This window comes from Flavobacterium sp. NRK F10, assembly GCF_024054235.1.
Lineage (GTDB): Bacteria > Bacteroidota > Bacteroidia > Flavobacteriales > Flavobacteriaceae > Flavobacterium > Flavobacterium sediminis.
This window is the reverse complement of record NZ_JAMXLC010000001.1, coordinates 1,436,056-1,462,436: the sequence shown is the minus strand read 5'-3', so window position 1 is coordinate 1,462,436 and position 26,381 is coordinate 1,436,056. Positions and strand designations below refer to the sequence as shown.

The window sequence follows — 26,381 nt, the reverse complement described above, 5'->3', positions numbered from 1 at the left end:
TTAATTATTTTAAAGTTACAATTTATCATTAAATACTTTTTCAAAATCTTCTAAAGAAACACTATAAGAAGAACCTTGATACAAAGGCAATGGGTCTCTAACAAACACTCTGCCATTCTCAATTTTATCTATAACTATAGCGTGTGCTCCAAAATCATCAGTTGCTACACTAACAATCGCTTTTCTACCTGAATTTTCCATTAATTTTTCCAAATCATTTATGCTTGTAAAATCATTTCCACCACCTTTTACAATAACTTCTAAATGATCAAAATAGTCTTTTTTTCAAACCTTAAGGAACATCTAATATATTAGCGCCTCTTTCTTTTCCGAAATGAACAGTGTCAATTAAATCTGCAAAATAATCTTCGGATCGGATGGATCCAAAATCGTCTAAAACCATTTTTAAAGCGTTTGATACGCAGGTATAATCTTTTGTTTGACCAAACACATTCCCTAAAGCTGTTTCTTCCTTCAAAGCTATTTTTGCATTTTCAAAAAAAGATTTATGTATATCACCTTCTACGCCTTTTTCATTTTTAGCTAGTTGTTTTATGTTTTCAATAACTTCATCAACTTGTTTGGCTTCTAAACCTTCTTTTTTTGCCGCTTTTATAATATCATCTTCATATTTTAAAGCATTTTTTGCCGTTTTATTGATTCTTTTTAAGAGGACTTCTCCAAGCTCGCGACCCAAAGATAATAATTCTAAACAGAGTCATAAAAAAGAAGCTGTCCTTTTGAGACAGCCTCTTGAAATCATTATAGTTTAAAAATTACCCTATTGCTAATTATATCACCATTATTTAATTCAACAAAATATTTTTCATCTTTCTTTAATAAATATTCAACTGAATGTAATTTCAATCTGATAAATTTTCCTTCATTAACAAAGACTCCTTCAATGTTATAAATAAATGGATTTTTATTTGAAATTATAATTTTTACTCTATCAATTTTTCTTGGTATAATTGAAATTATTGCATCTGGGTGTAAAATATTTTCTTTATCATCCATAATTTTCAATAGATTTTTTTCTAATAAAAACATTGAATTGGAAAATTCAAATGTTTCATTTTTTTTCTCAATTGGCGTAACTTTCATTTCAATAATGAAATTATTATCATGCGATAAATTCTTTATTGTGCGATTCATGTCTTTAGTATATTTTATTTAATACATCATCTAATTGTTTTTCTACGAGAATATATTCTTCATATGAGATTTTGTTTTTTTCAGCTTCAATTATTTCTTCCAAATAGGTCACATTTCCATCTTCTTTTTCAATTATTTTTTCAACAAAAACACCAGTTTTTACGTTTAAATCTACTGTTATTTTGTTTGTGTTTAAGTCCCAATTAATACCTGCATTATCTACATGAAATCCATTTTTTTTATCTGAACGATAATTTTAAAACAGGACTTTTATCGGTTATTTTTACCCATTTGTTTTGTTCAGGATCTATTTCACTAAAGCTAGAATTCTTCCATAAAAATACCCCCAAATAGTGTCTAACTTTTGGGGGTATATATAGCTAAATTATTTTAATCTTCAAATCTTTTCATAAAATAAGGTGTAACAAACATGACTATTTTATTTGTTAAGTCGTCAATATATATTGTACCACCTTTAATTCCATCAACACTAGTTGTATTGAAATCAGATAAGAATCCTACAACATGAACATCTTTTTTTTGATTATTCATTAAATCCATTTCTTTTCTAAAGCTTAAATATTCTAAACTATTATCAATTATTTTGATTTTTTCTCTTTCTAAAAAATTTTCTGCTATTTTTAAAACTTTCTCTTTCATTTGTATTTATTTAATTAGGTATTTTTATATTTAATTTTTCTAATTTAAGAATATAGTAATCTAAATTAAAAAAGTTATGAGCTAATTCTTCATTATTTAATGAATGTTTTTTTAGATTTTCTATTATTTTATCATAAACATACTTTTCTCTTCTGTAAAATCTTAGCCAATTCTCTTTCGTATAATCTTTAGGGTCAACATTTCTTAAAGGCGCATCTTTCACATAAGCGTCAAACCCTATTTTATTCATTTCTTCTGCATGAAAGGATTCATGAGCCATAAAGTATTCTGTAACATCATCCTTATAACGAATGGTATTAGTATTTGGGTCAAATTGTGCTAAAACATTTGAGTTATCAAAACGATCTACTTTTTCAAGATTTGTACCAAATTTTTCTTTTAATAGTTTTGCCCAATCATCTAGATCTACTTTGGATAATATTTTACCGCCATATAACCCTTTACCTGTAATATTATCTCCTGTAAACGTTTTAAATTCATCAATTAACTCGTCAATCTGCTTGGCTTCTAAACCTTCTTTTTTTGCCGCTTTTATAATATCATCTTCATATTTTAAAGCATTTTTTGCCGCTTTATTGATTCTTTTTAAGAGGACTTCTCCAAGCTCGCCACCCAAAGATAATAATTCTAAATATAATAATACTTCTGAAAGTTCTTTAGCCCAAGGTTCATCTCTTTGATTGGTTATTTTCAATAAAGCATTTATAGTTCCCGAACTTATTTCTATAGCAGCAACAGTGGCTCTAAGACCTGTTTTTACATAAGAAGCAGCTGTGCCTAATTTGCTTACAAATCGTAACTTACTGGCTTTTCCGGCTACTTTTGCCAGATATCTGAACTTTGCTAAATTTCCGACACCGGAAAAAGTGGTTAAAATATCTACAACATATTCTGAAGCTGTTATCACATTTTCCCAAAAGGCTTTATCCTCTGCGGCTTTTAAAACAAAGGCGGGCATTAAAGGAGAGGTAAGCTCCATTCCGGTTTTTTGTTTGTCAAAATTGAACACGGCAATAGGCTGAAACGGATGATAGTAAAAGGATTTTTCAGTTTCTGTAAATTCTTTGACAACTTCTCCTAAAGAGGGTACTAAAAATGAAGCTACTTCATCCCACCAACTTGTATCTGGTTCAAATTCGAGCAGATTAGCATTTTTCCAGTTGATATTCATATTGCTGTAGAAAAATGTTAAGGCTTTATCGGATTGATAATTTACAATTAGTGGTCCGTCTAAGTTTTTGTAAAGTTCAAGTTCAGGGTTCTTATAGTTAGAGTTAAACCAAACCTTTTGAATTAGCTGAACAAGTTTTTCAAAGTTCTCTCCATTTAACTTGTCATAAAGCACATAAAAACGGGTGTCTTTATTGTTGTATTCTTTAAGTAGGGCTTTAAAAAAATCATCTTTATTTTCATAACTTTCTGACAAACCTTCTAATAAATGTAATACAATATCTTCTACATTTAGCCCGATATTAGTAACCAATCCATCTAGAATTTCATCCAATACATTCCATAAAAAATTGCCGTTTATTTTTTTGAAAACAAAGACAGGAATATAATATAGAACTTCCAGTTTTTGCCTTCCTCTGGCTTTTCGTAAAAGCTGATTGACGAATCGGATGTAATCTTGGAAAAAAAGAGCACGGTTTCCCGATGTAAAAGCGTCCAAAGTATCCAAATCGTTAAAAACGGTTTGGTTCAAAAACTCTAAAAGAGAACCGAAATAGTTAAATTCTAACTTAATGGCTCTTTCTGCCATGAAACTGTTGAAGCGTATACCTTTTTCTACATAATTGTATTTTAATTTATAGTTTCCGAATAATTTGGATATATCAGGAAGTGAATGAACACGCCCGTTTTTTTGTTTTTTATTGATAGTAACACTTCTTCTTTGCTCATTTTCTGCCAGTTCGATAGAAGAATCCAGTAATGCTCTTAAAAATTGATCGCCAAAATTTTCTGTATAACCTTCATGGTCAAGATAATTAAAACTTGCTTCCTCACCATCAGTAAAATTGATGTCATCGAAATGATAGATAAAAACATCATTTGTAGCGACAACCTCGTCTAAAGTATTTGTGAAAATTACTCGTTTAAGATCGAAGCTATAATAATAGCCTGAAAAAGAGGAGATTTCTTTTCTTACTAATGTACTTTCCTCTAAAGTTTCCCAAGTATCTGTTAGTTTGAGAGGAATTCTTTTGTATTTAGGTACAACGGCATTATCTTCTTCGAAATTCTTTTTAACATAATAAAGAAGGTTACCCCCATCTTCCAGTAGATAGATTTCTTCAGCGATTATTTCGCCTCCAAGATTGGTATAAGACCCAGAATTCAAATCTTTTTTCTTTATAATAATTATGTCTTCTTCATGAGCTTCTTTGTTTTCTTCATAGCTAAAATCTACAATTACAATTTCTTGATTTTCTGTGGGTTTTGATTCTTTATAAAGCTTTAAGTAGTTTATTATTTCTTTAAAATCACTCATAATCATAATAGATTAAAAACACTCCGGCAGGTTTTTACCTGCCGGAGGTTTAGGTTATTAAATAAGAATTAAAGAAGTTCAACCATGATGTTGATCTCAACCGTTTGATCGTCTTGTAATTCCACTACTTGCTCTTTTGAACCTTCGGTTACCTGATACGTGTCGGTAGGGAAGTCATTTTCCGCATCTAATAACAATTCATATCTTCCGGCCGGTAAATGATTCAATTCCCAGCTTCCGTTAGCATCACAATACGTAAGGTCTTGTATAGAACCGTCAATGTTCTTCAATAGAATTTTAGAACTGATTCCGTTACTTCCTGCAATTTTACCCAATACTCTTGCAGTTCTCACAACGGTTTGTGCACCGCCTATCTGAGCATCGTTAAAATTAATTTGTGATGATTGCGGTACTTCATCCGGGTTCTCAAAGTCAGTTACATCGGTGTTAAACGGTAAAGCTTTATCTACTTTTAAACCAATGCTTTCTGCTTGTAGAATAGTCATAGACGTTGGCACACGTGTAGGCCAAGCCAAACCGACTTTTTCGCCTTCCGGCGCACGTAGTTCGTCCACAATTGACAAGTACAATTCGTCTTCAATAACCGGAACTTCTCCGCCATTCCAGATTTGTCCGGTTTGCATGTAATAACGTACGGCTTCTTCAAAGCCAGGACGAACGGTTACAATAACACGAGCCATACCACTTTGCATGAATGCTCTGAAAACAGAGTCGTTTGATTGGTCGTATTGATACATTTTTGCCCATTCTTCACGGTTTGCCCAGTAATACGGATAAAAATTATAACTCATGATGTCCCATTCAAAGGCTTGCTCCATAAATTTTACAAAGGAAGCATAATCATCAAGGTTATCGCTCAAATTAACTTCATTACCACTAAATGTATTAACACCATTCAGGAAGCTTTTACCATACGTTCTTTTAGCTGTCGGTGTTTGGTCGATCAGGTACGAAATACAGTTTTTACGTAAAATAGTATTTTCAATTTCGCGATAGAATAATGGATTTGTACCCAAAATTTGAACACCTTCTGTTTGTTTTTCAGCCAGGGTGTTATTATAAACGGCTAAAGCATCTTCATAAGCTTTAATAATAGCGTTGAAGGTTTCTTTTTTCCATTTTGTTTTTTGAGAATCCGATAATTTACAATCAACAGAAGCTGTAATATCACCTGCTACGTGATTTCCTAAGGTATAGGATACCGGAACGACTTGTTCAAAATTATTAATCGACTTGTTCATTCTCATGCTGTATCTATGAAATGATCCTTCGTATTTTTCTACAGCATTTCCTATTGAGAGAGATAGTAAAGACCCTCCGTCGCCATCACCACTGGCATTAAAAACACCTCTTGCATAGTAGGCTACATATCCTTCCGGAATGTTGATTTTACCATTTCCTGAGTTTGATTCAAAATGGGAAAGTTTAGCACCATTAGGATTTCCAAGAATACTGAATGATTCACCAATAGATAAGAATTCACTCGGCATAGGTTCAAATTCCACATTGTATTTTCCAGTCCAATACTTTAAATTTGCATCATTGAGCTGTGCATAATTTTCCAGTTTGTGTGCTCCTGTTGAAGTTCTAGGGTCTTCTGGTTTTTCTACTACAGTTGCCGTATTATTGCTTACCAGTGTTTCCATGGCCAGTTTATGTAGTTTTGCCGGTTCCGGAACCATAAATTCAAACATTAAACGCTTACCGTAATTAATGATCTGGTTTTTGAAGACTTTGTCTACCCAACGGTAAACGCCTACCACATGTTTATCGCCTTTACGATTGTCAAAGCCATGTGTGTTGTTTTCTTCAAACTCTTCTACAATTTTCTCAATACGCTCTTCTTTTACTTTGGTAACAATGCGATCTAAGGCTCTTTCCGTGATCTCTTTAGCATTGGTCATTGCCTGACGTGTACTTTCTTCTTTTGAGTTATGAGTAGCATAGTTTACATTTGCAGTAATTGTTAATTTCTTGATCGGTTGATAACTTATTCCTGCTCCTGCGGAAAAGTCTTTACTGTTTGCAATAACATTTGAAACTTCATTTTGCATTTCGAAACGGTCAACAGTTGAGGTATCGGTCAATTGTTCTTTTTCGGTTTCGGTAGAAGTAGTTTCCGTAACTTCACTTTTTCGTAAACGTCTTGTCGCTTTCTCTTTGTATTCACGAGCCATAACGTTTTCAATGTGGGCAACTTCACCTTCTACATAACCGTGAATGGTTTGCTCTACTTTATTATAATCGGCTATACCCAATTGTTTGATGCCAAATCCGCTCGGAATAAAAGTGTAATCCGGACTAACAGCACTTCCTGATGTATCACCACTTGTTCCGATAACCGGATCCATTAAGAAGGCTCTGTAAATTGAGGCTAATTTGAAATCAGGAATTACAAATGTTTTTTCGCTTCCGTTAGTAAACTGCACAGTTGCTGATAGTTCTTTAAGATCACTGGATATAGTATCCATATTTAAACTTAGGAACAAATCATAGCCTCCTAAATGAATAACTCCGGTAGATGATTTTTCAATGACAAAATCATCTAATTGTGTCATTTTGTATGTGATACTTGAGATTCTCCAAGAAGGATCAGGAATACCAACCATTAAAGTCATGAATCGGGTAGTGCTTAATGTACCTCTTTCTCTTGTTTTAATTTCATACTCAAACGGAGCCAAATTACTTGCGTTGTTATTGGTTTCAATTGTTGTTCCTCCAATTACAACTGTTGTGTTATTGTTTCCTGTTTGATTTTGAGAAATGAGATCATCATTAGCATTGGTTAATTCTTGTAAACCACTATAGGTGCTTTCAAAGGAATTAAAATCCTGAACGAGTGAAAAATCTTCTAATAATCGGCTTTGTTCAGTCGTTCTTCCGGTACTGATTATTGCTGATGGGTTAATCAATGTATTAAGAACTTCAAAACTTTCTGTTGATAATTGGTTGGATAGAAAATCCATATCCATCTCATCTCTGAAGCTGAATTCAAATTTCGGCAGATCTGGCTGAGCCACTTCAACAGGTTGTTGACAAGGGTCATTCGGATCATACGTAATGCTCGGATCTTTAACGCTACAATATTCTTGTCTGGCTGCTTCCAGATCTTTGTTGTACTGATCTAAGAGTGGCTTGATCTTCAACTCATGTGCTTCTAATTGTTTCTGATATTCCGCTTCATACTCTTTGCGATATGTTTTTTCCGCTTTTTGTAATTCTCTTTGCAATTTAAGTAAGCTGGCATTATCTTCTTTTAGTTTTGCGGCTGTTTCCAGTTTTTGCATAGCCGGATTCGAAATGTTGATCTCATTAGTAGGAGCAGCAATTTTAGCAGCAATCAGACCGGTTTCAGTTTGATCTTCGATAAACAATGCTTTAGGTAAGATCACTTTGGCTTTTAGTAGATCTTCGATTTTAAAAGAAGCATAGTTTACTAAAATATGTTGTGCTATAAGCAATTGCATCAAAGTTTCTTTGGCGTAAAAATCCTTTTGCGTGATTACTTGGTAATAAAGGTTTTGCCAGATAAGTTTTATGCTTTCGTCTGTTAACAAAGGCATGCCTTCTGCTTTAGCTTTTAATTCAGCGTCTGTAATAGTGCTTCTGTTTTTGGCTACCCAAACAGAAAAATCATATACTTTTTTGTCTAAAGTTTTAATTTCTTCTATTGTTAAGGGTTTAAAGTTTAAAGCCGTTACTTTCAGTGTTTCCAGTTTTGTTGTTTCGGCCGGCTTATTTGCAATGGCTTCGTTAAATTCGCCATAGGCTATTTCGGGTTGCAAAATGAAACCTTTATTCGCTTCATGTTCGGTTGATAATTCAGGAGCTCTCATGCTAACAAAGCGGAAAAGCGTGTTTTTAATTTCGTTACTCATTGTTTAAAAGATTAAAATTGACTTTAATAATAAGAATATATTCTTTGTTTTTGTAATTACATTGCAAATATATAAGATTAAAATCAATTATACAAATTATAATTAGAAAAAAATCTTCTTTTTTGTTGTTTTTTATCTAAATGTTTGACTATAAGCATATTTTTATTTTGATTTTTAGAAAATAGTCGTATTTTTGTTGAAAAATAATCTTATAACGTATGGTTTCAGAACGATTGGGAATTTATTTAGAGAAAAAGGGCATAAGTTTTTATGCTATTGAAAATGCTTTGAATGCCGGTAGAGGAAGTATTTCTAAGGCTGTTAAAGAAGGAAAGAATATAGGTTCAAATACATTAGAGAATATATTGAATTTATATCCGGATCTTAACCCTACATGGTTATTAACCGGAGAAGGTTCTATGCTTAGGGATGATGATTTCCTGATGGACAAATCAGTTCAGGCTTATCCGTTGAAATCGGATTATTCTATGCACCATCAACAAATTCCGTTGTATGATCTTGAAGCAACGGCTGGCTTGATCCCATTATTTACAGAATCGGCCAATAATATTCCGTTGGATTATATTACCATTCCTAACCTGCCAAAGTGTGACGGTGCAATTTATGTGACGGGGGATAGTATGTATCCTTTATTGAAAAGTGGTGATATTGTTCTGTATAAAGCAATAAATGATATTAAAAATGAAATATTTTGGGGAGAAATGTATTTATTGAGCGTAGAAATGAGTGGAGAAGAGTTTGTGATGGTTAAGTATATTCAGAAAGCAGAAAATCCTCAATATGTGAAATTAGTCAGTCAAAATAAACATCATCAGGATAAGGAAGTTGAGATAAGTAAGATAAGAGCTTTGGCTTTGGTGAAAGCGAGTATAAGAATAAATTCAATGAATTAAAAAAGCGGACTGTAAAGTCCGCTTTTTTAATAGTATTAGATTTTGTTTTGCTTATTTTTTCTCATAAACGTTGTTGTCTAAATTTACATCAGCCATTAAACCGCTTGGGTCTATTACAATGGCTTTGATGTCGGATTTTGATTTAGGAATTTCAAAACTGAAAGTAGGAAATGCCCAATCCCAACCTTTTAAAACAGTTCGTTCAATAGAGTATGGATTTTCTTTTTCCCAACGCATTAATGTATTCGGAATGTAATAGGTTTTCTGAGTGCCATCTTCAAAGACTACTAACAGATCAAGAGGCATTGGCATGCGTCCGATACGCTCCAATGTTACTTTGGCTTTGCCGTTTTCCTCATCAACTGATTTAACGGCATAATCAATTGTGTTGGTAGTTTGTGTCCAGTCTACTAAATACCAATCTAAAATAGCTCCTGAAATCTTTTCAGCCGAACGTTTGATATCATTAGGCGTAGGGTGTGTGAATTTATAATCGTAGTAGTAACGTTTTAATGTTTTCATTAAATTATCAGTTCCTATTACATAACCTAATTGTGCTAAAAAGATCTCTCCTTTACTATAAGCTGCAATTCCGTAAGCCATATTGTAATCGTAACGATCAGCATGCGTTGATAACGGTTGCTCTTTTCCTGTTTTTACTAAATAACGATAATTTCCGTAAGCGCTCTGAAACGGATTTTGATCTTCCCCTTCTTTCTTTTTGGATGGCAATACTTGTTCCATGGCTAAATCAGAAATAAAGGAAGTAAAGCCTTCATCCATCCATTCGTGTTTGCTTTCGTTTGATGCTAAAATATGTTGGAACCAAGAATGTGCGAATTCATGAGCAGTTACACCAACTAAACTTCCGTAGCTTCTGTTACCGGTAATTAACGTACACATAGCATATTCCATTCCGCCGTCTCCGCCTTGTACAACAGAATATTGTTTGTAAGGGTAAGGACCAACTGTTTTGTTGTAGAAATCTAATAATTCAGCCGTTTTAGGTTGCATTTTCTTCCAGTTTTCAAGGTTTTCTTTCTTGTTTTTATAGAAGAAATGTAGTTCTACATTGTCTGGTCCTGTGATTTTATCGTGAATATATTCATTGTCAGCACCCCATGCAAAATCGTGTACGTTTGGTGCTATAAAATGCCAGGTTAAAGTTTTGGTTTTTCGGGGATATTTTACCGTTATGCCTTCATCTTCATAACCATGACCGATTTCATTTTTGTTTTGTAAATAGCCGGTTCCGCCAATAGTATACTCTTTGTCTATAGTAATTTTGACATCAAAATTTCCCCAAACACCGTGGAATTCTCTTCCGATATAAGGATCAGCGTGCCAACCTTCAAAGTCGTACTCTGCCATTTTTGGGTACCATTGTGTCATAGAAAGAGCAATGCCTTCTTCAGAATTTCTTCCGGAACGACGCACTTGCAATGGAACCTGACCGTCAAAATCTAAAGTGAACGTAGTTTTTTGATGAGGTAAAAGAGGCTTTGTTAATTTCACCTCTAAAATAGTGCCTTCTTCTTTAGTTTCAGCAGTTGCACCATCTTGTTTTAAATTGGAAATTTTTAAATAACCTATTTCATCCGGTTTTAGTTGGCTTATTCGGCTTTCATATACTTCTTTATCGGCTTGTTTAAAAGTTTTTACCATTCGCTTGTCCGGATCAGAAATACTGGTTAAACGAGCATCCATGGCACTACCCGGTTGAAAGGCGTTAGGATATAAATGATAGAATACACGATATAAAGTGTCAGAGGAGTTGTTCGTATAAACTAATTCTTGTTTTCCTTTATATTGAAAATTTTTCACATTCATGTCAACTTCCATTTTGTAATCGACATGTTGTTGCCAATATCCCGGATTAGGATTGTTTTGGCTAAAACCTAAAAGTGAAAAAAGAGAAAAGATTGCTATTTTTTTCATTTTTTTAAAATTTTTATCAAGTAACTAAAAAACCACGAAAACACAAAACTTTAGTTGTGAATTCGTGGTTTTCATTATTGATTGGTCAAATGGTTATTTTGACATTTTTTCAGCCAAGATCAGAGCATTATATGCGTTTACGATTTTTCCGGTTTTAGAAACTTCAGAAAAATTAGCTTTGTGCTGGTCTTCACCTGCCTTAATATCATTTTTAAGCGAAATACCACTTTCCATGATGATTTGTTTTACTTGTGCAGCCGTTAATTTAGGATAATAAGAACGGATTAAAGCTGCAACTCCAGCTACATTTGGAGAAGCCATTGACGTTCCTTGTAAATATTCATACGTGTTTTCCGGTGTAGTAGCGTAAATTTTCATACCCGGAGCAAAGATATCTACATTGCGTTTTCCGTAGTTTGAGAAAGGGGCTACCATTTTAGAACCATATTCAACATTTAATGCACCAATGATCAATACATTGTTTGAGATTTCAGGCTCACCGTCGTAAGAATCACTTGGATATTTGTTAATTACATCTAGATCATACGATTCATTACCGGCAGCAAAAATTACTAAAACGTCTTTTTCAGCGGCATATTTTAAAGCATCTTGTACCCACTCTTTGTGAGGTGAAAAATATTTACCGAATGAACCGTTGATTACTTTAGCGCCGTTGTCTACTGCATAGCGAATACCTAAAGCAATATCTTTGTCATACTCGTCTCCGTTTGGCACTGCTCTTACAGCTAGTATTTTAGCATTAGTAGCTACACCGTCGCCTCCTAAATTGTTATCTCTAACCTGAGCAATAATACCCGCAACGTGAGTTCCGTGTTTTGCTTCTTTAGCAACCGGACCGATCACATTATTGTTACCATATTTAGTATCTGTGATGTCTTCCGGATTGTCGCCAACAATCGAACGTCCGTCAAATTCAACATTTAAGTTGTAATTCAATTGACCATAAACATAATCTTTATAGCTTTCGATTTGTTTGTCGAAACCAGCTTTATCTGTTTTTGCTAAAATGTTTTCAAACATAGCTTTTGCTTGTGTTAAGCCTGTATCTGTTGTTTGAATAGCTTGAACTTCAGCTAAAGTGAAATCTTTTTTACCTAATTTATCTGCAATTGTTTTTTCCGCATTTAGAATCATGTCTAATTGCATCTTAGCAGGCTGAAGTTCTTTTAGTTTTTCATCTAATTCAGCTTTAGCTTTATTGTATTCCGGAGTTCCCGGTCCTTTTTTTACAATACGAGTCAATTCTAATTGCTCGTTAACGGCATCGCCTAAAAAGTTCCATCCGTGGATATCGTCGATATAACCGTTTTTATCGTCATCAATTCCGTTACCTGCAATTTCTTTCGGGTTAGTCCAGATTTTTCCTTGTAAATCTTCATGGTTGATATCAACACCGGAGTCTACAACTCCTACAATAACTGTTTGTCCTTTTTTCCCTTTAAGTAATTCAGCATAAGCTCTGTCAACGCTCATTCCGGGAACAGTGTCTTTTACTAAATCCAAGTCACTCCATCTTTTTAGATCTTTTTCAGCAAGAGGCGTGATTTTAAGAGGAAGGTTATCAACGTTTTCTATAGGAGTAGAAATCATTTTTTGAGGTCCACAACTTACCAAAGCTAAAGCTAGTAAGGCAGAGACATAGAAAGGATTAATTTTTTTCATTATTTCTTAAATCATTAATTATTGGGTAATACGTATATAAAAACTCTAATTTGTTACACAATTAACACTATTTTAAGACTTCTTCACAAGTCATAACTTCTTTTAAGCGAACCCCTTTTTCAGTATGTTGAACAGTTATGATCTGGTTGTGTGCATCATGTTCCAGCCATAATAAATAATCTTCGTCAGCAGCTTTATTCATGAATTTCGCTTTTTCATCTACGGTTAGTAAAGGACGGGTATCATATCCCATAACGTAAGGAATAGGAATGTGTCCGGCAGTTGCTAATAAATCTGCACAAAATACTAACGTTTTGCCTTCGTATTGAAGGTGCGGCAACATCTGCTTTTCGGTATGTCCATCTACAAAGAGAATTCCGAATCCAAGTGGGCTTTCAGCTAAATAATCTCCATCCGGTTTTTCTATGAATTTAAGTTGTCCGCTCTCTTCCATAGGCAAGATATTTTCTTTTAAAAAAGATGCTTTTTCTCGTACATTAGGAACAGTTGCCCATTGCCAATGGTCTTTATTGCTCCAGTACGTAGCATTTTTAAAGGCAGTTTCATATCCGGTTCTGTCTTTGTTCCAGTTTACACTTCCGCCACAATGGTCAAAATGCAGGTGAGTCATGAAAACATCAGTTATATCATCAGGGAGAAACCCTTTTTCTTTTAAAGATTTTTCCAGAGAGAAATCTCCCCAAAGAGAATAGTAACCGAAAAATTTATCCGACTGCTTGTTGCCCATTCCGGTATCAATTAAAATTAATCGATTACCGTCTTCAATCAGCATACATCGGGCAGCTATATCAATCAGGTTGTTATGATCTGCCGGATTGGTCTTGTTCCAGATAGTTTTGGGAACAACTCCGAACATTGCTCCTCCGTCTAATTTGAAATTGCCGGCTTCAATTGCATGAATTTTCATTTTGCTATAGGGGATTTTTATAAAATTAACATTCAAAAGCTAAAAGTACTGAATACAATTCAGAAAAGCAGAATATAAAGTTTAATTTTTTTGTGATATGATAAAGGAAAAGGGGAGGATTTCCTGCTTTTTTGTATAAAGAAATCTTATAGATTCATAAGTTATAAAAATGTTATAAGCTATGATATGAGTGTTAAAAACCATATCTTTGCGGTTAATTTAGACAAAATCAATTTAAGGTATGATAAAAGTGTCGGATTCTGCAAAGAAAAAAGCCATTGAATTAATGCAGGAAGATGGTTTTGATGCCGTTAAAGATTTTATTCGTGTAGGAGTAAAAAGCGGCGGATGTAGTGGTTTGTCCTATGAGTTGAAATTTGATTCCGTTCAAAGAGATGACGATAAGTTGTTTGAAGACAATGGGGTTAAGATTTTAGTTGACAAGAAAAGTTTTTTGTATTTGATAGGTACAACATTGGAATATTCAGGAGGTCTGAACGGAAAGGGGTTTGTATTTAATAATCCTAATGCAAACAGAACTTGTGGATGCGGAGAGAGTTTCTCCCTTTAGTTAAAAAACAAAAATAAGATATGTCTATATCAGACTTAATTTTATGAGTAAGTATACAGAAGAACATTTAAAAGAAGAACTGGCTTCAAAGGAATATGAGTACGGGTTCTATACCGATATAGAATCGGAGACTTTTCCTGCGGGCTTGAATGAAGAAATTGTTCGTGCTATTTCGAAAAAGAAAAACGAGCCGGAATGGATGACAGAATGGCGTTTGGAAGCGTTTCGGGTTTGGAATGAAATGTCTGAGCCGGAATGGGCGAATGTACATTATGAAAAACCGGATTTCCAGTCGGTGTCCTATTATTCTGCACCTAAGAAAAAGGATAAATACCAGAGTTTAGATGAGGTTGATCCCGAATTATTGGAGACATTCAAGAAATTAGGTATTTCGATTGATGAGCAAAAACAATTAGCCGGAGTAGCTGTAGATATTGTAATGGATTCCGTTTCAGTAGCTACGACTTTCAAAAAAACATTAGCAGAAAAAGGAATTATCTTCTGTTCTATTTCCGAAGCGATTCAAAATCACCCGGAATTAGTAAAAAAATATTTAGGAACAGTCGTACCTAAAACGGATAATTTCTATGCGGCATTAAATTCAGCAGTATTCTCAGACGGAAGTTTTTGTTACATTCCTAAAGGCGTTCGTTGTCCGATGGAGTTATCGACCTATTTCCGTATTAATCAGGGAGGGACCGGTCAGTTCGAGCGAACATTGGTAATTGCCGATGAAGGTAGTTATGTTTCGTATCTGGAAGGTTGTACCGCACCCATGCGCGATGAAAATCAATTGCATGCAGCAGTTGTAGAATTGATTGCGTTGGAAGACGCAGAAATAAAATATTCGACAGTTCAAAATTGGTATCCGGGAAACAAAGAAGGCAAAGGAGGAGTTTACAATTTTGTTACCAAGAGAGGTTTGTGTGAGAAGAATGCTAAAATTTCCTGGACACAAGTAGAAACAGGTTCGGCAGTAACCTGGAAATATCCTTCTTGTATATTAAAAGGAGACAATTCAGTAGGAGAATTTTACTCAATTGCAGTGACCAATAATTTTCAGCAAGCTGATACAGGAACAAAAATGATCCATTTGGGCAACAATACTAAATCTACGATTATTTCAAAAGGTATTTCTGCCGGAAAATCGCAAAATAGTTATCGCGGGTTGGTACAGGTTAGCTCCAGAGCAGAAAATGCACGTAACTTTTCGCAATGTGATTCGTTGTTAATGGGAAATGAGTGCGGAGCGCATACGTTTCCTTATATTGAAAGTAAAAATTCAACGGCACAGATAGAGCATGAGGCCACGACTTCAAAGATAGGGGAAGACCAAGTGTTTTACTGTAATCAAAGAGGTATTCCTACTGAAAAAGCTATTGCACTTATTGTGAATGGTTTCAGTAGAGAAGTGTTGAATAAACTACCGATGGAATTTGCTGTAGAGGCGCAAAAATTATTAGAAATTTCATTAGAAGGTTCCGTAGGATAAATAATGTTCTTGAATAATGAATCTGTCAAAAAATCAAAAAATACTAATAGGAATTTTACACTTTCTTCCTGTAATAGGGATGATAGCGTATTTCATTTTCTTTTTTAGTTTTTTTATAAGTACTATTCCTTCTTTTGAGAACCAAGATCAGGAAAATCCACCGGCAGATGTTTTAAGCGGATTTTTAAGTGCATTTGTTATTATAATCATAACAATGTTTGTCTCTATAGGAGTTAAAGTTTTTGACATTATTCATTTGACAAAATCAAATAAAAGAGAGACAGGAAATAAAGTGTTGGTTTGGGTTTTACTTTTTGTTTTTACGGGGATTATCGGGGAGATCGTCTATTATTTTTTAGAAATTCTTCCGGAAAAAAAGCCTGAAAATTAATGCCCTTTCTGTAATAAAATGAAGAATAAAGCTGTAATCATTGTAGGATCATCTCGTAAAAAAGGGAACACAACCCGTATAGTTGATGCTATTGAAGAACAATATGACGTTGAGGTAGTTAACCTTAGTGATTATGAGTTTTCGTACTATGATTACGAAGCCCAAAACAGAAATGATGATTTCTTTAGTTTGATAAAGAGAGTTATAGAACATTATGATGTTTTGGTTTTTGCTACTCCTGTATATTGGTATACGATGAGTGGTGTTATGAAAGTATTTTTTGACCGGTTTTCCGATTTGATTCGGATAGAGAAAGAAACCGGAAGAAAATTAAGAGGTAAAGGCATGGCTGTTTTATCTAATTCACACGATAGTGAAATTGAAGACACATTTTATCTGCCGTTTAAAAAATCGGCTGATTATTTAGGAATGCAATATTTAGGAAATGTGCATTACAATGCTGATATAAAAGAAGAGACAATTAATAAAAAGATAAGTTTTTTACAAAAAAGATAAATAATGTTAAGCATTAAAAATTTACACGCTTCTGTAGAAGATAAAGAGATATTAAAAGGAATTGATTTAGAGGTAAAAGCAGGTGAGGTTCATGCTATTATGGGGCCAAATGGTGCCGGAAAGTCTACACTTTCTTCTATTATTGCCGGAAACGAGAATTATGAAGTAACGGAAGGAGAAATTATCCTTGATGGTGAAGATATTTCTGAATTAGCTCCGGAAGAAAGAGCACACAAAGGTATTTTCTTATCGTTCCAGTATCCGGTTGAAATTCCGGGAGTTTCCGTTACAAACTTCATAAAAACGGCTATAAATGAAGGACGTAAAGCAAAAGGTATGGAAGAAATGCCGGCAAATGAAATGCTGAAAAAGATCCGTGAAAAATCAGAGCTGTTGGAAATGGATAAAAAATTCTTGTCACGTTCTTTAAATGAAGGATTTTCAGGTGGAGAGAAAAAGCGTAATGAAATTTTTCAAATGGCCATGTTGGAACCTAAAGTAGCTATTTTGGACGAAACGGATTCCGGATTGGATATTGATGCCTTGCGTATTGTTGCTAATGGTGTTAATAAATTAAAAAGTCCTGAAAATGCAGTAGTTGTAATTACTCACTACCAACGTTTACTGGATTATATTGTTCCGGATTTTGTTCATGTATTAATGGATGGAAAAATTGTGAAGTCAGGAACTAAAGAGCTTGCTCTTGAACTGGAAGAAAAAGGATACGATTGGATTAAAGCAGAAATTCAGTAAACAGTCTTAGTAAGACTAATTTGCTGTAAACTGTAAACTAAAGAATATGGATTTAAAAGAAAAATTACTTTCGTCTTATCTTGCTTTTGAGGAGAAATTTGATGATCATTCTTCCCTTCACGATATACGAAATCATGCTATAAAAAACTTTGAAACAAAAGGGTTTCCTTCCAAAAAAGAAGAAGCCTGGAAATATACTTCGTTAAATGCTGTTTTAAAGAACGATTACAGTGTTTTTCCGAAATCAGAACCGGCAATCGAATTTAAAGATGTAAAAAAATATTTTTTACACGACATCGATACTTATAAATTGGTGTTTATTGACGGAAAGTTCAGTTCTTTTCTGTCGCAAACAACACATGACGGAATCGACGTATGTTTGTTGTCTTCCGTTTTGAACAAACCTAAATACAAACTGATTCTGGATACTTATTTCAATCAGGTTGCCAGTAAGGAAGAATCTTTAACGACATTAAATACAGCTTTTGCTCAGGAAGGTGCATTTATCAATATCCCGAAAGGAAAAATTGCAGATAAACCGGTTGAAATTGTTCATTTTTCTACAGGTTCTGAAGCAGCCATAATGTTGCAGCCAAGGAATTTAGTGATCGTTGGTGAAAATGCCCATGTTCAAATTATTGAACGCCATCAAAGCTTGAATGAAAATCCGGTGTTAACAAATAGTGTTACAGAGGTTTTTGCACAGAAGAGAGCTATCTGTGATTATTATAAATTACAAAATGATGTAGAGACAGCTAACCTGATAGATAACACCTATATTGCTCAAAAACAAGAGAGCAGAGTTTCAGTCCATACATTTTCATTTGGTGGTAATATAACAAGAAATAACCTGAATTTTTACCATCAAGGGGAAAGAATAGATTCTACATTAAAAGGAATTACAATCATTGGCAACAAACAGCACGTTGACCATTATACTTTAGTGCAACATGCACAGCCTAATTGTGAAAGTCATCAGAATTATAAAGGAATCTTCGGCGATAGTGCTACAGGCGTTTTTAACGGGAAAATATATGTGGAAAAAGAAGCCCAGAAAACCGATGCTTTCCAGCAAAACAATAATATCTTGTTAAGCGATAAAGCCACAATCAATGCTAAGCCACAATTGGAGATTTTTGCAGATGATGTAAAATGTTCGCACGGATGTACTATCGGACAGTTAGATGAAAGCGCTATGTTCTATATGCAACAACGCGGAATTCCTAAAAAGGAAGCCAGAGCATTGTTGATGTATGCTTTTTCAAATGAAGTAATTGAGAGTATTAAATTACCGGACTTGAAACATAGAATCACTAAGATCATTGCTAATAAATTAGGTGTTAATCTAGGATTTGATTTGTAGAGAAAAATTATAATATATTTTAAAGACCGCCCTAAAGGCGGTCTTTTTGTAATGTTAAATTATAATTTCCATACCTTTATTCAAACTTTAATTCATGGGGAAATCAAAATTTTCGAAAATTTTGCTTCAAAAATTATATCAAAAAGAGTTTTTGAATGATAATAATTTAGAAGAAATAGCTGAATATCAAAAGAAAAACATTTTTTCGTTACGAAGCGAATTACTTTTGGTAATTTACTTTTCAGTGATTTCATTTACTTCAGGAATAGGGGTGATTGTGTATAACAATATTGACTCTATTGGACATTTAGCGATACTTTCGGCTAATTTTATTTTGATGTTGGTATGTTTTTATTTTAGTTTTAAAAAAGCGAAAGGCTATTCTAACCATGAGGTTTTATTCGAAAATCCACTTTATGATTATTTAGTTTTAACGGGTAGTTTACTTGCTTGTATTTTTTTAGGATATATTAATTTCCAATATGAAATTTTTGGAGAATCGTATGCTTATGTTTCTTTGATTTCAGCAATACTTTGTTTTTTTGTAGCTTATTATTTTGATAATAGAATTGTACTTTCCATTGCGATCACCAGTTTAGCCGCTTTTATTGGAATAACAATAACACCAAAAAGTTTGTTTGAAAATGAAGTTTATTCTAGTTTACAATTAACGTATTCCGGATTGGTTTTAGGAATCTTTTTATTAGTTTGGATGGAATATACATTAAGAACTAAGATAAAAGCCCATTTTTATTTTGTATATGCCACGTTTGCTTTGCATTTGTTAGGTGTTTGTATTTTGTCTGGTTTACTTTCAGAACATTGGTTTATCTTTATTCCTATTTTAATAGGTTTTGTATATTATTTTTACCAATTCAGTTATAAAGTTTTAGCAACTTCTGTTTTCGCTTTTATGTTATTGTATAGCTATTTCAGCTTCAATGTTTTGGGAGGGAAAATATTAACTTTAATAAATTTTGATCCTTTTTACGAACAGTTAATTATTGTTTCTCCGTTTTATGTTATTGCAAGTATTTATTTTTTTATCCGATTAGTAAAACAATTTAATTCCAAAAAAAATGCAAGCATACAATAAATTAAATATAGAGAATTATTTTTTAGCAGAAGAAGCGAAAAAGTTATATAGAAAGAGATTTTTAAATAAAGAACAATTAATAACAATATGTTCTCAATTAGTCCAATTGAAATCTAATTCTAATATTTTCTTTCGAATTGGTTTTTTTCTGTTGGGTAGTTTTTTATTTTCAAGTATAATTAGTGCTTTTGCTGTGGTTTTACTTCAAATTATTTCGCATGATTATCAAATTATTTTCTTTTTATATGCTATAGTAGCTTACATTGGTTTGGAAGTGTTGGTTAAAATGAAGTTTTTCCGTCATGGACTAGACGATGCATTTATTCTTTCCTCTCAAGTTTCTTTTTTAATCGGAATAGGAATTCTTTCTGAATCAGTTATATCTGTATTAATAACGATGGTTGTTTTAGGTATTTTTTTTACAATTCGATTTATCAATACCATTTCGGCATTAATTGCATATATAGGATTGGTTGGTATTTTTTTCAATAGTATTGTTGAACACGATTTTATGCCTAAATTTTATTTGTCATTTGTCGGATTAGCATTGGCAGTTTTTATTTATTTTTTTGTAGGTTATTTAATTAAAAATCAAAATTTATATCCTTATTTTAAGACTTTTGATACTATTCGAATAGTTAGTTTACTTTTAGGTTATTTGTCTATGAATTATCTGGTAGTTCGAGAATTATCAGAATCGTTGATGGAGTTAACTATTACAAATACTTCAGATGTTCCGTTTGCAATAGTTTTTTATATACTAACTTTTTTTATTCCTTTACTGTATATCTTTTGGGGAATAAAATGGAAAGACAAATTGGTTTTATACTCAGGATTATTAACATTGGTATTTGGGTTTTTCTCCATACGGTATTATTACAATATTCTTCCAATCGAATTTGTAATGGTATTTAGTGGTATTTTCCTTTTTGGGTTAGCGTATTTAATAATTCAAAAATTAAAGAATAAAACTGAAGGTGTTACTTTTAAGCCCGATAGAGATTTAGACAATTCATTATTGTTTAATGCTCAAGCAGTTTTATCGTTTGTTAATGTAGCTACACCAACAGAGGACCAAACCAATTCAATGGAATTTGGTGGTGGCGGATTTAGTGGTGGCGGAGCCGGAGAGAAGTTTTAATTCGATTTTAACCTTTATTTATTCTTATTATAAACAATCAAGTTGTAAATTTGCAACATGATTGACATTCAAAAAATAAGAGCCGATTTTCCTATTTTAAACCAAACGGTAAACGGTAAACCCTTAGTCTATTTTGACAATGCGGCTACAGCCCAAAAACCCTTAGTAGTTATTGAGGCTATTGAAAAATATTATAAAGAGATCAATGCTAACATCCATCGTGGAGTACATACATTAAGCCAGTTGGCAACAGATGCCTATGAAGTGTCCAGAAACACGATTCAGAAGCATTTGAATGCCAAACATTCCTATGAGATCATTTTTACTGCCGGGACCACTTTCGGGATCAATTTAGTAGCCAACGGTTTTGCCGCTTTGCTAAAAGAGGGTGATGAGGTAATGGTTTCACATTTAGAGCATCACAGTAATATTGTCCCTTGGCAATTGCTTTGTGAACGTACCGGTGCAAAATTAGTCGTAATTCCAATGAATGATGAAGGAGAATTAAACCTTGATGAATTTGAAAAACAGCTTTCCGATAATGTAAAAGTTGTTGCTGTAAATCATATTTCAAACGCCTTAGGAACAGTAAATCCGATCAAAGAGATCATTGAAAAAGCACACAAGGTCGGGGCAGCAGTTCTTATAGACGGAGCACAGGCAACACCACATTTAAAACCGGATGTACAGGAGTTAGATTGCGATTTTTATGCTTTTTCGGGACATAAAGTATGTGGGCCAACAGGAGTAGGGGCTTTATACGGTAAAGAAGAGTGGTTGCGTAAATTGCCTCCTTATCAGGGAGGAGGTGAAATGATTGCTGAGGTAACATTTGAAAAAACGACCTATGCTGATCTGCCACATAAATTTGAAGCCGGAACGCCTAATATTGCAGGAGGGATTGTTTTAGGTACTGCTTTAGATTATCTTAATACAATAGGTTTTGAAAATATAGCGTCTTACGAGCAAGAGTTATTAGAATATGCTACTGAGAAACTACTGCAAATTGAAGGTTTGAAAATTTACGGAACGGGTAAAAATAAAGCTTCTGTAATTTCATTTAATATAGAGGGAATCCATCCGTATGATATTGGCACGATTGTAGATAAGTTAGGAGTAGCAGTACGAACCGGACATCATTGCGCCCAACCGATCATGCAATATTTCAATATTCCGGGAACAATAAGAGCCAGTTTTGCGTTCTATAATACCAAAGAAGAAATTGATATCTTTGTAGAAGCGGTTCAAAAAGCGCAAGTTATGTTGTCTTAAAAATTAAGGAATTATGAAAACTTTGGCCACATTTATTTTAGGTTTAATGACTTTAACCGGTTGTAATTGCCAAAAGGCAGTTACAGAAAAGGAAAATATAACTTCTCAAGAGATCATGAAACAACAAACAATTCCTGTTTTGGAATATGAAGCTTTTACAAGAGGCTTTTATCAAAAGATCACAGTAACAGACCAAAAAGTTTCAGTTGTTACGACAAGAAATGGAAAAGCTGTAGTAACACCTATAAGCGATAAGGATTGGGAGGAATTACAAAGTTTATATGCTACAGTAGATAAAGAAGGTCTGGCTACACTAGAATCGCCAACTCAAAAGAGATTTTACGATGGAGCACCGATTGCTAATTTAAGAGTGATCGACGGAGATAAAATATATGAATCTGCTGCGTTTGATGGAGGTTTTCCGCCACAAGCTATAGAAAAAATAGTGAACAAGTTAATTGAAGTTGCTGATAATATAAAAGAACAATAAATGACCATTCAGGAAATACAGGAAGAAATAGTAGATGAGTTTTCAATGTTTGACGATTGGATGCAACGCTATGAATATATCATTGAGTTGGGAAAATCACTTCCTCTGATAGATGAACAATACAAAACAGACGATTATAGTATTAAAGGTTGTCAGTCCAAAGTTTGGGTGCATGCTGATGATGAGGATGGGAAAGTTATTTTTACAGCAGATAGTGATGCCATTTTGACCAAAGGGATCATTGCTATTCTGATACGTACTTTTTCAGGACATACACCCCAAGAGATCTTGGATGCCAATACAGACTTTATCGATGAAATAGGTTTAAAGGAACACCTTTCACCTACAAGAGCTAATGGGTTAGTATCGATGATAAAGCAAATAAAAATGTACGCTTTGGCTTATCAGGCTAAACACTAATAAGTGCATGTCGGTAATCAGAAAAAGAAATAAAGACCTCGGATTATTAGAGCTGGTCGCTATAGCACTTGGCGGTATGGTAGGTGGTGGTATCTTTACAGTTTTAGGGATATCCGTTTCAATGATTGGTAATTTAACTCCGATAGCTTTAATTATAGGAGGTTTGATAGCGCTCTTAGCAGCCTATTCGTATGTTAAGTTGGGATTGTATTACAAAGATGAAGGAGCAACCTATTCCTTTTTTAAAAGAACGTATCCTGATTCTCACTTTTCCGCTTCCATCATAGGCTGGTTTATTATTTTCGGGTATATCAGTACTTTGGCATTGTATTCATTCACGTTTTCGTCTTATGCTTTGAGTGCTTTCGGTTTTGGAGACGTTATTTGGGCTCGAAAAGCGGCAGCAATCTTCATTTTAGGTGTTTTTACTCTTATTAATGTTTGGAGTGTTAACGGAATGGGAAAAATTGAAGATATTATGGTATATACCAAGTTAGTTATTTTGGTTGCCATTTCTTTTGTTTTGATCCAATACGGAGAAGTTGATTTTAATACGTTCTTACAAAACATGGCTGTTGACTATAAAAATTCGACAGTGCTTTCAGTATTAATTGTGGCATCCGTAACCTTTGTTTCGTATGAAGGATTTCAATTGGTCATCAATGCGGTTAATGAAATGACCGATCCGGACAGAAATATACCGAGAGCTATTTATCTGGCTATCTTTTTAGCGATAATTATTTATTTGGTAATTGCTACAGGCGCATTGTTTTCTATAACACCACAGGAAATTGTTAAAAATAAAGAGTATGCCTTAGCTATCGGGGCTAAGAATGCTATCGGGAAGTTAGGTTCTAACCTCGTGGTATTAGGAGCTGTCTTAGCAACGAGTAGTGCTATAAGCGGAACAGTATTCGGTTCGTCTCGTCAGGTGGCTGTTATTGCAACAGATGGTTATTTCCCGAAATGGTTATCGATCAGAAAGGACAGTATTCCTAAAAATGCCATTTATGCCATGACTCTGACCGCTTCATTTTTAATTGTGATCGGAGGGCTGGAATTGATTTTAGAATTCGGAAGTATTACTTTTTTATTAGTCTCTTTATTGATGGCAATAGCTAATTATAAAATAAAAGAAAAGACAAAAGCCTCAACTTTTGCAACAAGTACTGCTATTTTAGGACTGGCATGTGGCGGAATATTAATTTTATACTATGAATTTACCCATAATTGGGAGCAGATGTCATTCATAATTGTCCTTTATGTTATTTTAGGATTAGGAGCCTGGTTGTTTGCAAAAAGACATGAGAAGAAAACAATAAAAACTATAGATTAAAAACTAATTTTGTTATGGAAGAGTTTAATGATACTATAAACCTTGGTGAAAACGTAGTAAACGTTTTGAAGACCATTTATGATCCGGAAATTCCGGTTGATATCTACGAGTTAGGATTGGTTTATGACGTAATGATTAACGAGGATAATGACGTTAAGATATTAATGACCTTGACTTCGCCTAATTGCCCTGTTGCGGAAACTTTGCCGCAGGAAGTAGAAGAGAAGATAAAATCAATAGATCATGTGAAGTCTTGTGAAGTAGAGATCACATTTGACCCGCCATGGAGCAAGGATCTGATGAGTGAAGAAGCCCAGCTTCAGTTAGGAATGCTGTAAGTTATTTTATTATAGCACTAATAATTGAAAATGATTTAAAGATGGAAGAGATTGTAAATAAAATAGCCGAAAGCTCACTTGAAGTTTTTGATCTGGAAGATTATTTTCCGGGTGAACATGTGGTGGAATTGGATATTTCCCAATGGCTTTTAGAAGGTTTTATTCTAAAAGAAAAAGAGTTTCGGCAGCAATTAAAAGATTTTGATTGGTCAATTTATCAGGATAAATATGTAGGGATAACGTGTTCCACTGATGCTATTTTACCTGCTTGGACATTTGCTTTAATAGCGGTGTATTTAAAACCGATAGTGCTTAAAGTTATTCACGGTACAAAAGAGCAGGTTGTTGAGGAGTGGTATAAAGATATACTTGCTAAAACAGATTATTCCCCTTTTCAGGACAAACCGGTGATCTTAAAAGGGTGTTCCAAAAAAGAAGTCCCTCAGAGTGTTTATACGTTAGCGATACAGAAGTTGATGCCTTTTGCCAGAAGTATTATGTTCGGTGAGGCGTGTTCAGCAGTTCCGCTTTATAAAAGAACAAGGTAGGTTTGTAAGTTAAAGCTTGTGTTTTATTGAATTAGCAAGAAATCTTATCTTTGCCGAAATATTAAAATAGAGATATGAAAAAACTGGTATGGGTATTTTGTTTAGTAACTATTGGAATGAGTGCTCAACAAACGGAAACAGATTCAGTAAAGCACTGGACAAGAAAGGGAGTTTTTACACTTTTAGCCAATCAATCATCATTTAACAATTGGTTAGCCGGTGGTCAAAATAACTTTGCAGGGAATACAAATATTAATTACGATTTCAATTATAAAAACGGAGACTGGAACTGGGATAATAAATTGATCGTTGCTTATGGTTTGACAAAGATCAAAGGAGAAGATACTAAGAAAACCGATGATCGAATTGAGTTTAGCTCTTTGTTAGGGAAAAAAGCGTCAGGGTATTGGTTTTATTCTGCTTTTTTGAATTTCAAAACACAAATGGATTCCGGTTTTGACCCGGACGACCAAACCCTCAAAATCTCACATTTCTTTTCGCCGGCTTATTTCCAATTCGGTCCGGGTATGTTGTGGAAAAAAAGTGATAATCTGAAAGTGAATATAGCTCCTGCTACTTCTAAACTTGTGATAGTTCATGATCATTTTACAGAATTCGGTTCTTCTTTCGGTGTAGAACAAGGGAAAACGATCCGTTATGAATTGGGTGCAGCCTTAAATGCTTACTATAAGTTCACGATCATGGAAAATGTTACCGTGGAGAATATTCTGAACTTATATTCTAATTATTTGGAAGACGCTCAAAATGTTGATATAGATTACCAATTGAATATAGTAATGAAGATCAATAAGTACTTATCTACGAACTTTGCTTTTCAAACTATTTATGATGATAACGCATTTAGAGGCTTTCAGACACGTCAAGTTATTGGTGTAGGGGTTAATGCTAGTTTTTGATAGAAAGAATGCTTATAAATAAAAAAAGACCTCAATTTTGAGGTCTTTTTT

At 33.8% G+C, this 26,381-nt stretch carries 25 protein-coding genes; 16 read left to right on the top strand and 9 right to left on the bottom strand.

Features of this window, described 5'->3' with window-relative positions:
• Positions 1 to 15 precede the first annotated feature (15 nt).
• The 6 genes from NHF50_RS06635 to NHF50_RS06610 all read right to left on the bottom strand — a co-directional run bounded on the left by NHF50_RS06635 (position 16) and on the right by NHF50_RS06610 (position 8,223).
• Positions 16 to 213, bottom strand: coding sequence for a hypothetical protein (locus NHF50_RS06635; RefSeq protein WP_252775452.1), 198 nt, complete (start codon positions 211 to 213; stop codon positions 16 to 18).
• A 79-nt stretch (positions 214 to 292) separates the two neighbouring features.
• Complete coding sequence (locus NHF50_RS06630; protein ID WP_252775451.1) at positions 293 to 697, bottom strand: hypothetical protein; 405 nt, start codon at positions 695 to 697, stop codon at positions 293 to 295.
• A gap of 65 nt (positions 698 to 762) precedes the next feature.
• Positions 763 to 1,155 carry a hypothetical protein gene (locus NHF50_RS06625; RefSeq protein ID WP_252775450.1) on the bottom strand — a complete coding sequence of 131 codons (393 nt, stop codon included), beginning with the start codon at positions 1,153 to 1,155 and terminating at the stop codon, positions 763 to 765.
• 390 nt (positions 1,156 to 1,545) lie between these two features.
• Positions 1,546 to 1,815, bottom strand: coding sequence for a hypothetical protein (locus NHF50_RS06620; RefSeq protein WP_252775449.1), 270 nt, complete (start codon positions 1,813 to 1,815; stop codon positions 1,546 to 1,548).
• Between the two features lie 10 nt (positions 1,816 to 1,825).
• A complete protein-coding gene (locus NHF50_RS06615) occupies positions 1,826 to 4,324 on the bottom strand; it encodes a zincin-like metallopeptidase toxin domain-containing protein (protein WP_252775448.1) in 2,499 nt (832 codons plus the stop codon).
• Between the two features lie 68 nt (positions 4,325 to 4,392).
• Positions 4,393 to 8,223: a hypothetical protein gene (locus tag NHF50_RS06610; protein ID WP_252775447.1), complete on the bottom strand. Its 3,831-nt coding sequence runs from the start codon at positions 8,221 to 8,223 to the stop codon at positions 4,393 to 4,395.
• A 218-nt stretch (positions 8,224 to 8,441) separates the two neighbouring features.
• On the opposite strand from NHF50_RS06610, the gene NHF50_RS06605 reads away from it, so the two are divergent.
• Entirely contained in the window at positions 8,442 to 9,137 is a 696-nt protein-coding gene (locus NHF50_RS06605) for a S24 family peptidase (RefSeq protein ID WP_252775446.1), read from the top strand.
• Positions 9,138 to 9,188: 51 nt separating this feature from the next.
• On the opposite strand, the gene NHF50_RS06600 is transcribed toward NHF50_RS06605, so the two are convergent.
• The 3 genes from NHF50_RS06600 to NHF50_RS06590 form a co-directional block, all read right to left on the bottom strand.
• A complete protein-coding gene (locus NHF50_RS06600) occupies positions 9,189 to 11,075 on the bottom strand; it encodes a M1 family metallopeptidase (protein ID WP_252775445.1) in 1,887 nt (628 codons plus the stop codon).
• A 93-nt stretch (positions 11,076 to 11,168) separates the two neighbouring features.
• Entirely contained in the window at positions 11,169 to 12,758 is a 1,590-nt protein-coding gene (locus NHF50_RS06595) for a S8 family peptidase (protein ID WP_252775444.1), read from the bottom strand.
• A 67-nt stretch (positions 12,759 to 12,825) separates the two neighbouring features.
• The gene (locus NHF50_RS06590; protein ID WP_252775443.1) at positions 12,826 to 13,686 is read right to left on the bottom strand and encodes an MBL fold metallo-hydrolase; all 861 of its coding nucleotides are present in this window, start codon (positions 13,684 to 13,686) and stop codon (positions 12,826 to 12,828) included.
• Between the two features lie 241 nt (positions 13,687 to 13,927).
• On the opposite strand from NHF50_RS06590, the gene NHF50_RS06585 reads away from it, so the two are divergent.
• The 15 genes from NHF50_RS06585 to NHF50_RS06515 all read left to right on the top strand — a co-directional run bounded on the left by NHF50_RS06585 (position 13,928) and on the right by NHF50_RS06515 (position 26,330).
• A complete protein-coding gene (locus NHF50_RS06585) occupies positions 13,928 to 14,257 on the top strand; it encodes an iron-sulfur cluster assembly accessory protein (protein ID WP_109568952.1) in 330 nt (109 codons plus the stop codon).
• Between the two features lie 43 nt (positions 14,258 to 14,300).
• On the top strand, positions 14,301 to 15,749 hold the full coding sequence (gene sufB / locus NHF50_RS06580) for a Fe-S cluster assembly protein SufB (protein WP_109568951.1): 1,449 nt from the start codon (positions 14,301 to 14,303) through the stop codon (positions 15,747 to 15,749).
• Positions 15,750 to 15,765: 16 nt separating this feature from the next.
• Complete coding sequence (locus NHF50_RS06575) at positions 15,766 to 16,140, top strand: hypothetical protein (protein ID WP_252775442.1); 375 nt, start codon at positions 15,766 to 15,768, stop codon at positions 16,138 to 16,140.
• A gap of 18 nt (positions 16,141 to 16,158) precedes the next feature.
• On the top strand, positions 16,159 to 16,656 hold the full coding sequence (locus tag NHF50_RS06570; protein WP_252775441.1) for a flavodoxin family protein: 498 nt from the start codon (positions 16,159 to 16,161) through the stop codon (positions 16,654 to 16,656).
• A 3-nt stretch (positions 16,657 to 16,659) separates the two neighbouring features.
• Complete coding sequence (gene sufC / locus NHF50_RS06565) at positions 16,660 to 17,409, top strand: Fe-S cluster assembly ATPase SufC (RefSeq protein WP_109568948.1); 750 nt, start codon at positions 16,660 to 16,662, stop codon at positions 17,407 to 17,409.
• Between the two features lie 46 nt (positions 17,410 to 17,455).
• Complete coding sequence (sufD, locus tag NHF50_RS06560; protein WP_252775440.1) at positions 17,456 to 18,772, top strand: Fe-S cluster assembly protein SufD; 1,317 nt, start codon at positions 17,456 to 17,458, stop codon at positions 18,770 to 18,772.
• Between the two features lie 121 nt (positions 18,773 to 18,893).
• Entirely contained in the window at positions 18,894 to 19,868 is a 975-nt protein-coding gene (locus tag NHF50_RS06555) for a DUF2157 domain-containing protein (RefSeq protein WP_252775439.1), read from the top strand.
• Positions 19,852 to 21,009 (top strand): hypothetical protein, encoded by a 1,158-nt coding sequence (locus NHF50_RS06550; RefSeq protein ID WP_252775438.1) that lies wholly within the window; start codon positions 19,852 to 19,854, stop codon positions 21,007 to 21,009. The genes NHF50_RS06555 and NHF50_RS06550 overlap by 17 nt, the downstream gene beginning before the upstream one ends.
• A gap of 57 nt (positions 21,010 to 21,066) precedes the next feature.
• Positions 21,067 to 22,281, top strand: coding sequence for an aminotransferase class V-fold PLP-dependent enzyme (locus NHF50_RS06545; protein ID WP_254005779.1), 1,215 nt, complete (start codon positions 21,067 to 21,069; stop codon positions 22,279 to 22,281).
• A 13-nt stretch (positions 22,282 to 22,294) separates the two neighbouring features.
• The gene (locus NHF50_RS06540) at positions 22,295 to 22,771 is read left to right on the top strand and encodes a hypothetical protein (protein WP_109568943.1); all 477 of its coding nucleotides are present in this window, start codon (positions 22,295 to 22,297) and stop codon (positions 22,769 to 22,771) included.
• Positions 22,772 to 23,191 (top strand): SufE family protein, encoded by a 420-nt coding sequence (locus tag NHF50_RS06535; RefSeq protein WP_109568942.1) that lies wholly within the window; start codon positions 22,772 to 22,774, stop codon positions 23,189 to 23,191.
• Positions 23,192 to 23,198: 7 nt separating this feature from the next.
• The gene (locus NHF50_RS06530; protein ID WP_109568941.1) at positions 23,199 to 24,527 is read left to right on the top strand and encodes an APC family permease; all 1,329 of its coding nucleotides are present in this window, start codon (positions 23,199 to 23,201) and stop codon (positions 24,525 to 24,527) included.
• Positions 24,528 to 24,541: 14 nt separating this feature from the next.
• Complete coding sequence (locus NHF50_RS06525) at positions 24,542 to 24,865, top strand: SUF system Fe-S cluster assembly protein (RefSeq protein ID WP_109568940.1); 324 nt, start codon at positions 24,542 to 24,544, stop codon at positions 24,863 to 24,865.
• Positions 24,866 to 24,906: 41 nt separating this feature from the next.
• A complete protein-coding gene (locus tag NHF50_RS06520) occupies positions 24,907 to 25,413 on the top strand; it encodes a DUF2480 family protein (RefSeq protein ID WP_109568939.1) in 507 nt (168 codons plus the stop codon).
• Between the two features lie 74 nt (positions 25,414 to 25,487).
• Complete coding sequence (locus NHF50_RS06515) at positions 25,488 to 26,330, top strand: DUF3078 domain-containing protein (protein WP_252775437.1); 843 nt, start codon at positions 25,488 to 25,490, stop codon at positions 26,328 to 26,330.
• The last annotated feature ends 51 nt before the right edge of the window (positions 26,331 to 26,381 follow it).

What these genes read in the sequence shown, in the direction of transcription:
- NHF50_RS06625 (WP_252775450.1), bottom strand. Translation starts at nt 1,155, where the DNA reads ATGAATCGCACAATAAAGAATTTATCGCATGATAATAATTTCATTATT.
- NHF50_RS06620 (WP_252775449.1), bottom strand. Translation starts at nt 1,815, where the DNA reads ATGAAAGAGAAAGTTTTAAAAATAGCAGAAAATTTTTTAGAAAGAGAA.
- NHF50_RS06615 (WP_252775448.1), bottom strand. Translation starts at nt 4,324, where the DNA reads ATGAGTGATTTTAAAGAAATAATAAACTACTTAAAGCTTTATAAAGAA.
- NHF50_RS06610 (WP_252775447.1), bottom strand. Translation starts at nt 8,223, where the DNA reads ATGAGTAACGAAATTAAAAACACGCTTTTCCGCTTTGTTAGCATGAGA.
- NHF50_RS06605 (WP_252775446.1), top strand. Translation starts at nt 8,442, where the DNA reads ATGGTTTCAGAACGATTGGGAATTTATTTAGAGAAAAAGGGCATAAGT.
- NHF50_RS06600 (WP_252775445.1), bottom strand. Translation starts at nt 11,075, where the DNA reads ATGAAAAAAATAGCAATCTTTTCTCTTTTTTCACTTTTAGGTTTTAGC.
- NHF50_RS06595 (WP_252775444.1), bottom strand. Translation starts at nt 12,758, where the DNA reads ATGAAAAAAATTAATCCTTTCTATGTCTCTGCCTTACTAGCTTTAGCT.
- NHF50_RS06590 (WP_252775443.1), bottom strand. Translation starts at nt 13,686, where the DNA reads ATGAAAATTCATGCAATTGAAGCCGGCAATTTCAAATTAGACGGAGGA.
- NHF50_RS06585 (WP_109568952.1), top strand. Translation starts at nt 13,928, where the DNA reads ATGATAAAAGTGTCGGATTCTGCAAAGAAAAAAGCCATTGAATTAATG.
- sufB (WP_109568951.1), top strand. Translation starts at nt 14,301, where the DNA reads ATGAGTAAGTATACAGAAGAACATTTAAAAGAAGAACTGGCTTCAAAG.
- NHF50_RS06575 (WP_252775442.1), top strand. Translation starts at nt 15,766, where the DNA reads ATGAATCTGTCAAAAAATCAAAAAATACTAATAGGAATTTTACACTTT.
- NHF50_RS06570 (WP_252775441.1), top strand. Translation starts at nt 16,159, where the DNA reads ATGAAGAATAAAGCTGTAATCATTGTAGGATCATCTCGTAAAAAAGGG.
- sufC (WP_109568948.1), top strand. Translation starts at nt 16,660, where the DNA reads ATGTTAAGCATTAAAAATTTACACGCTTCTGTAGAAGATAAAGAGATA.
- sufD (WP_252775440.1), top strand. Translation starts at nt 17,456, where the DNA reads ATGGATTTAAAAGAAAAATTACTTTCGTCTTATCTTGCTTTTGAGGAG.
- NHF50_RS06550 (WP_252775438.1), top strand. Translation starts at nt 19,852, where the DNA reads ATGCAAGCATACAATAAATTAAATATAGAGAATTATTTTTTAGCAGAA.
- NHF50_RS06545 (WP_254005779.1), top strand. Translation starts at nt 21,067, where the DNA reads ATGATTGACATTCAAAAAATAAGAGCCGATTTTCCTATTTTAAACCAA.
- NHF50_RS06540 (WP_109568943.1), top strand. Translation starts at nt 22,295, where the DNA reads ATGAAAACTTTGGCCACATTTATTTTAGGTTTAATGACTTTAACCGGT.
- NHF50_RS06535 (WP_109568942.1), top strand. Translation starts at nt 22,772, where the DNA reads ATGACCATTCAGGAAATACAGGAAGAAATAGTAGATGAGTTTTCAATG.
- NHF50_RS06530 (WP_109568941.1), top strand. Translation starts at nt 23,199, where the DNA reads ATGTCGGTAATCAGAAAAAGAAATAAAGACCTCGGATTATTAGAGCTG.
- NHF50_RS06525 (WP_109568940.1), top strand. Translation starts at nt 24,542, where the DNA reads ATGGAAGAGTTTAATGATACTATAAACCTTGGTGAAAACGTAGTAAAC.
- NHF50_RS06520 (WP_109568939.1), top strand. Translation starts at nt 24,907, where the DNA reads ATGGAAGAGATTGTAAATAAAATAGCCGAAAGCTCACTTGAAGTTTTT.
- NHF50_RS06515 (WP_252775437.1), top strand. Translation starts at nt 25,488, where the DNA reads ATGAAAAAACTGGTATGGGTATTTTGTTTAGTAACTATTGGAATGAGT.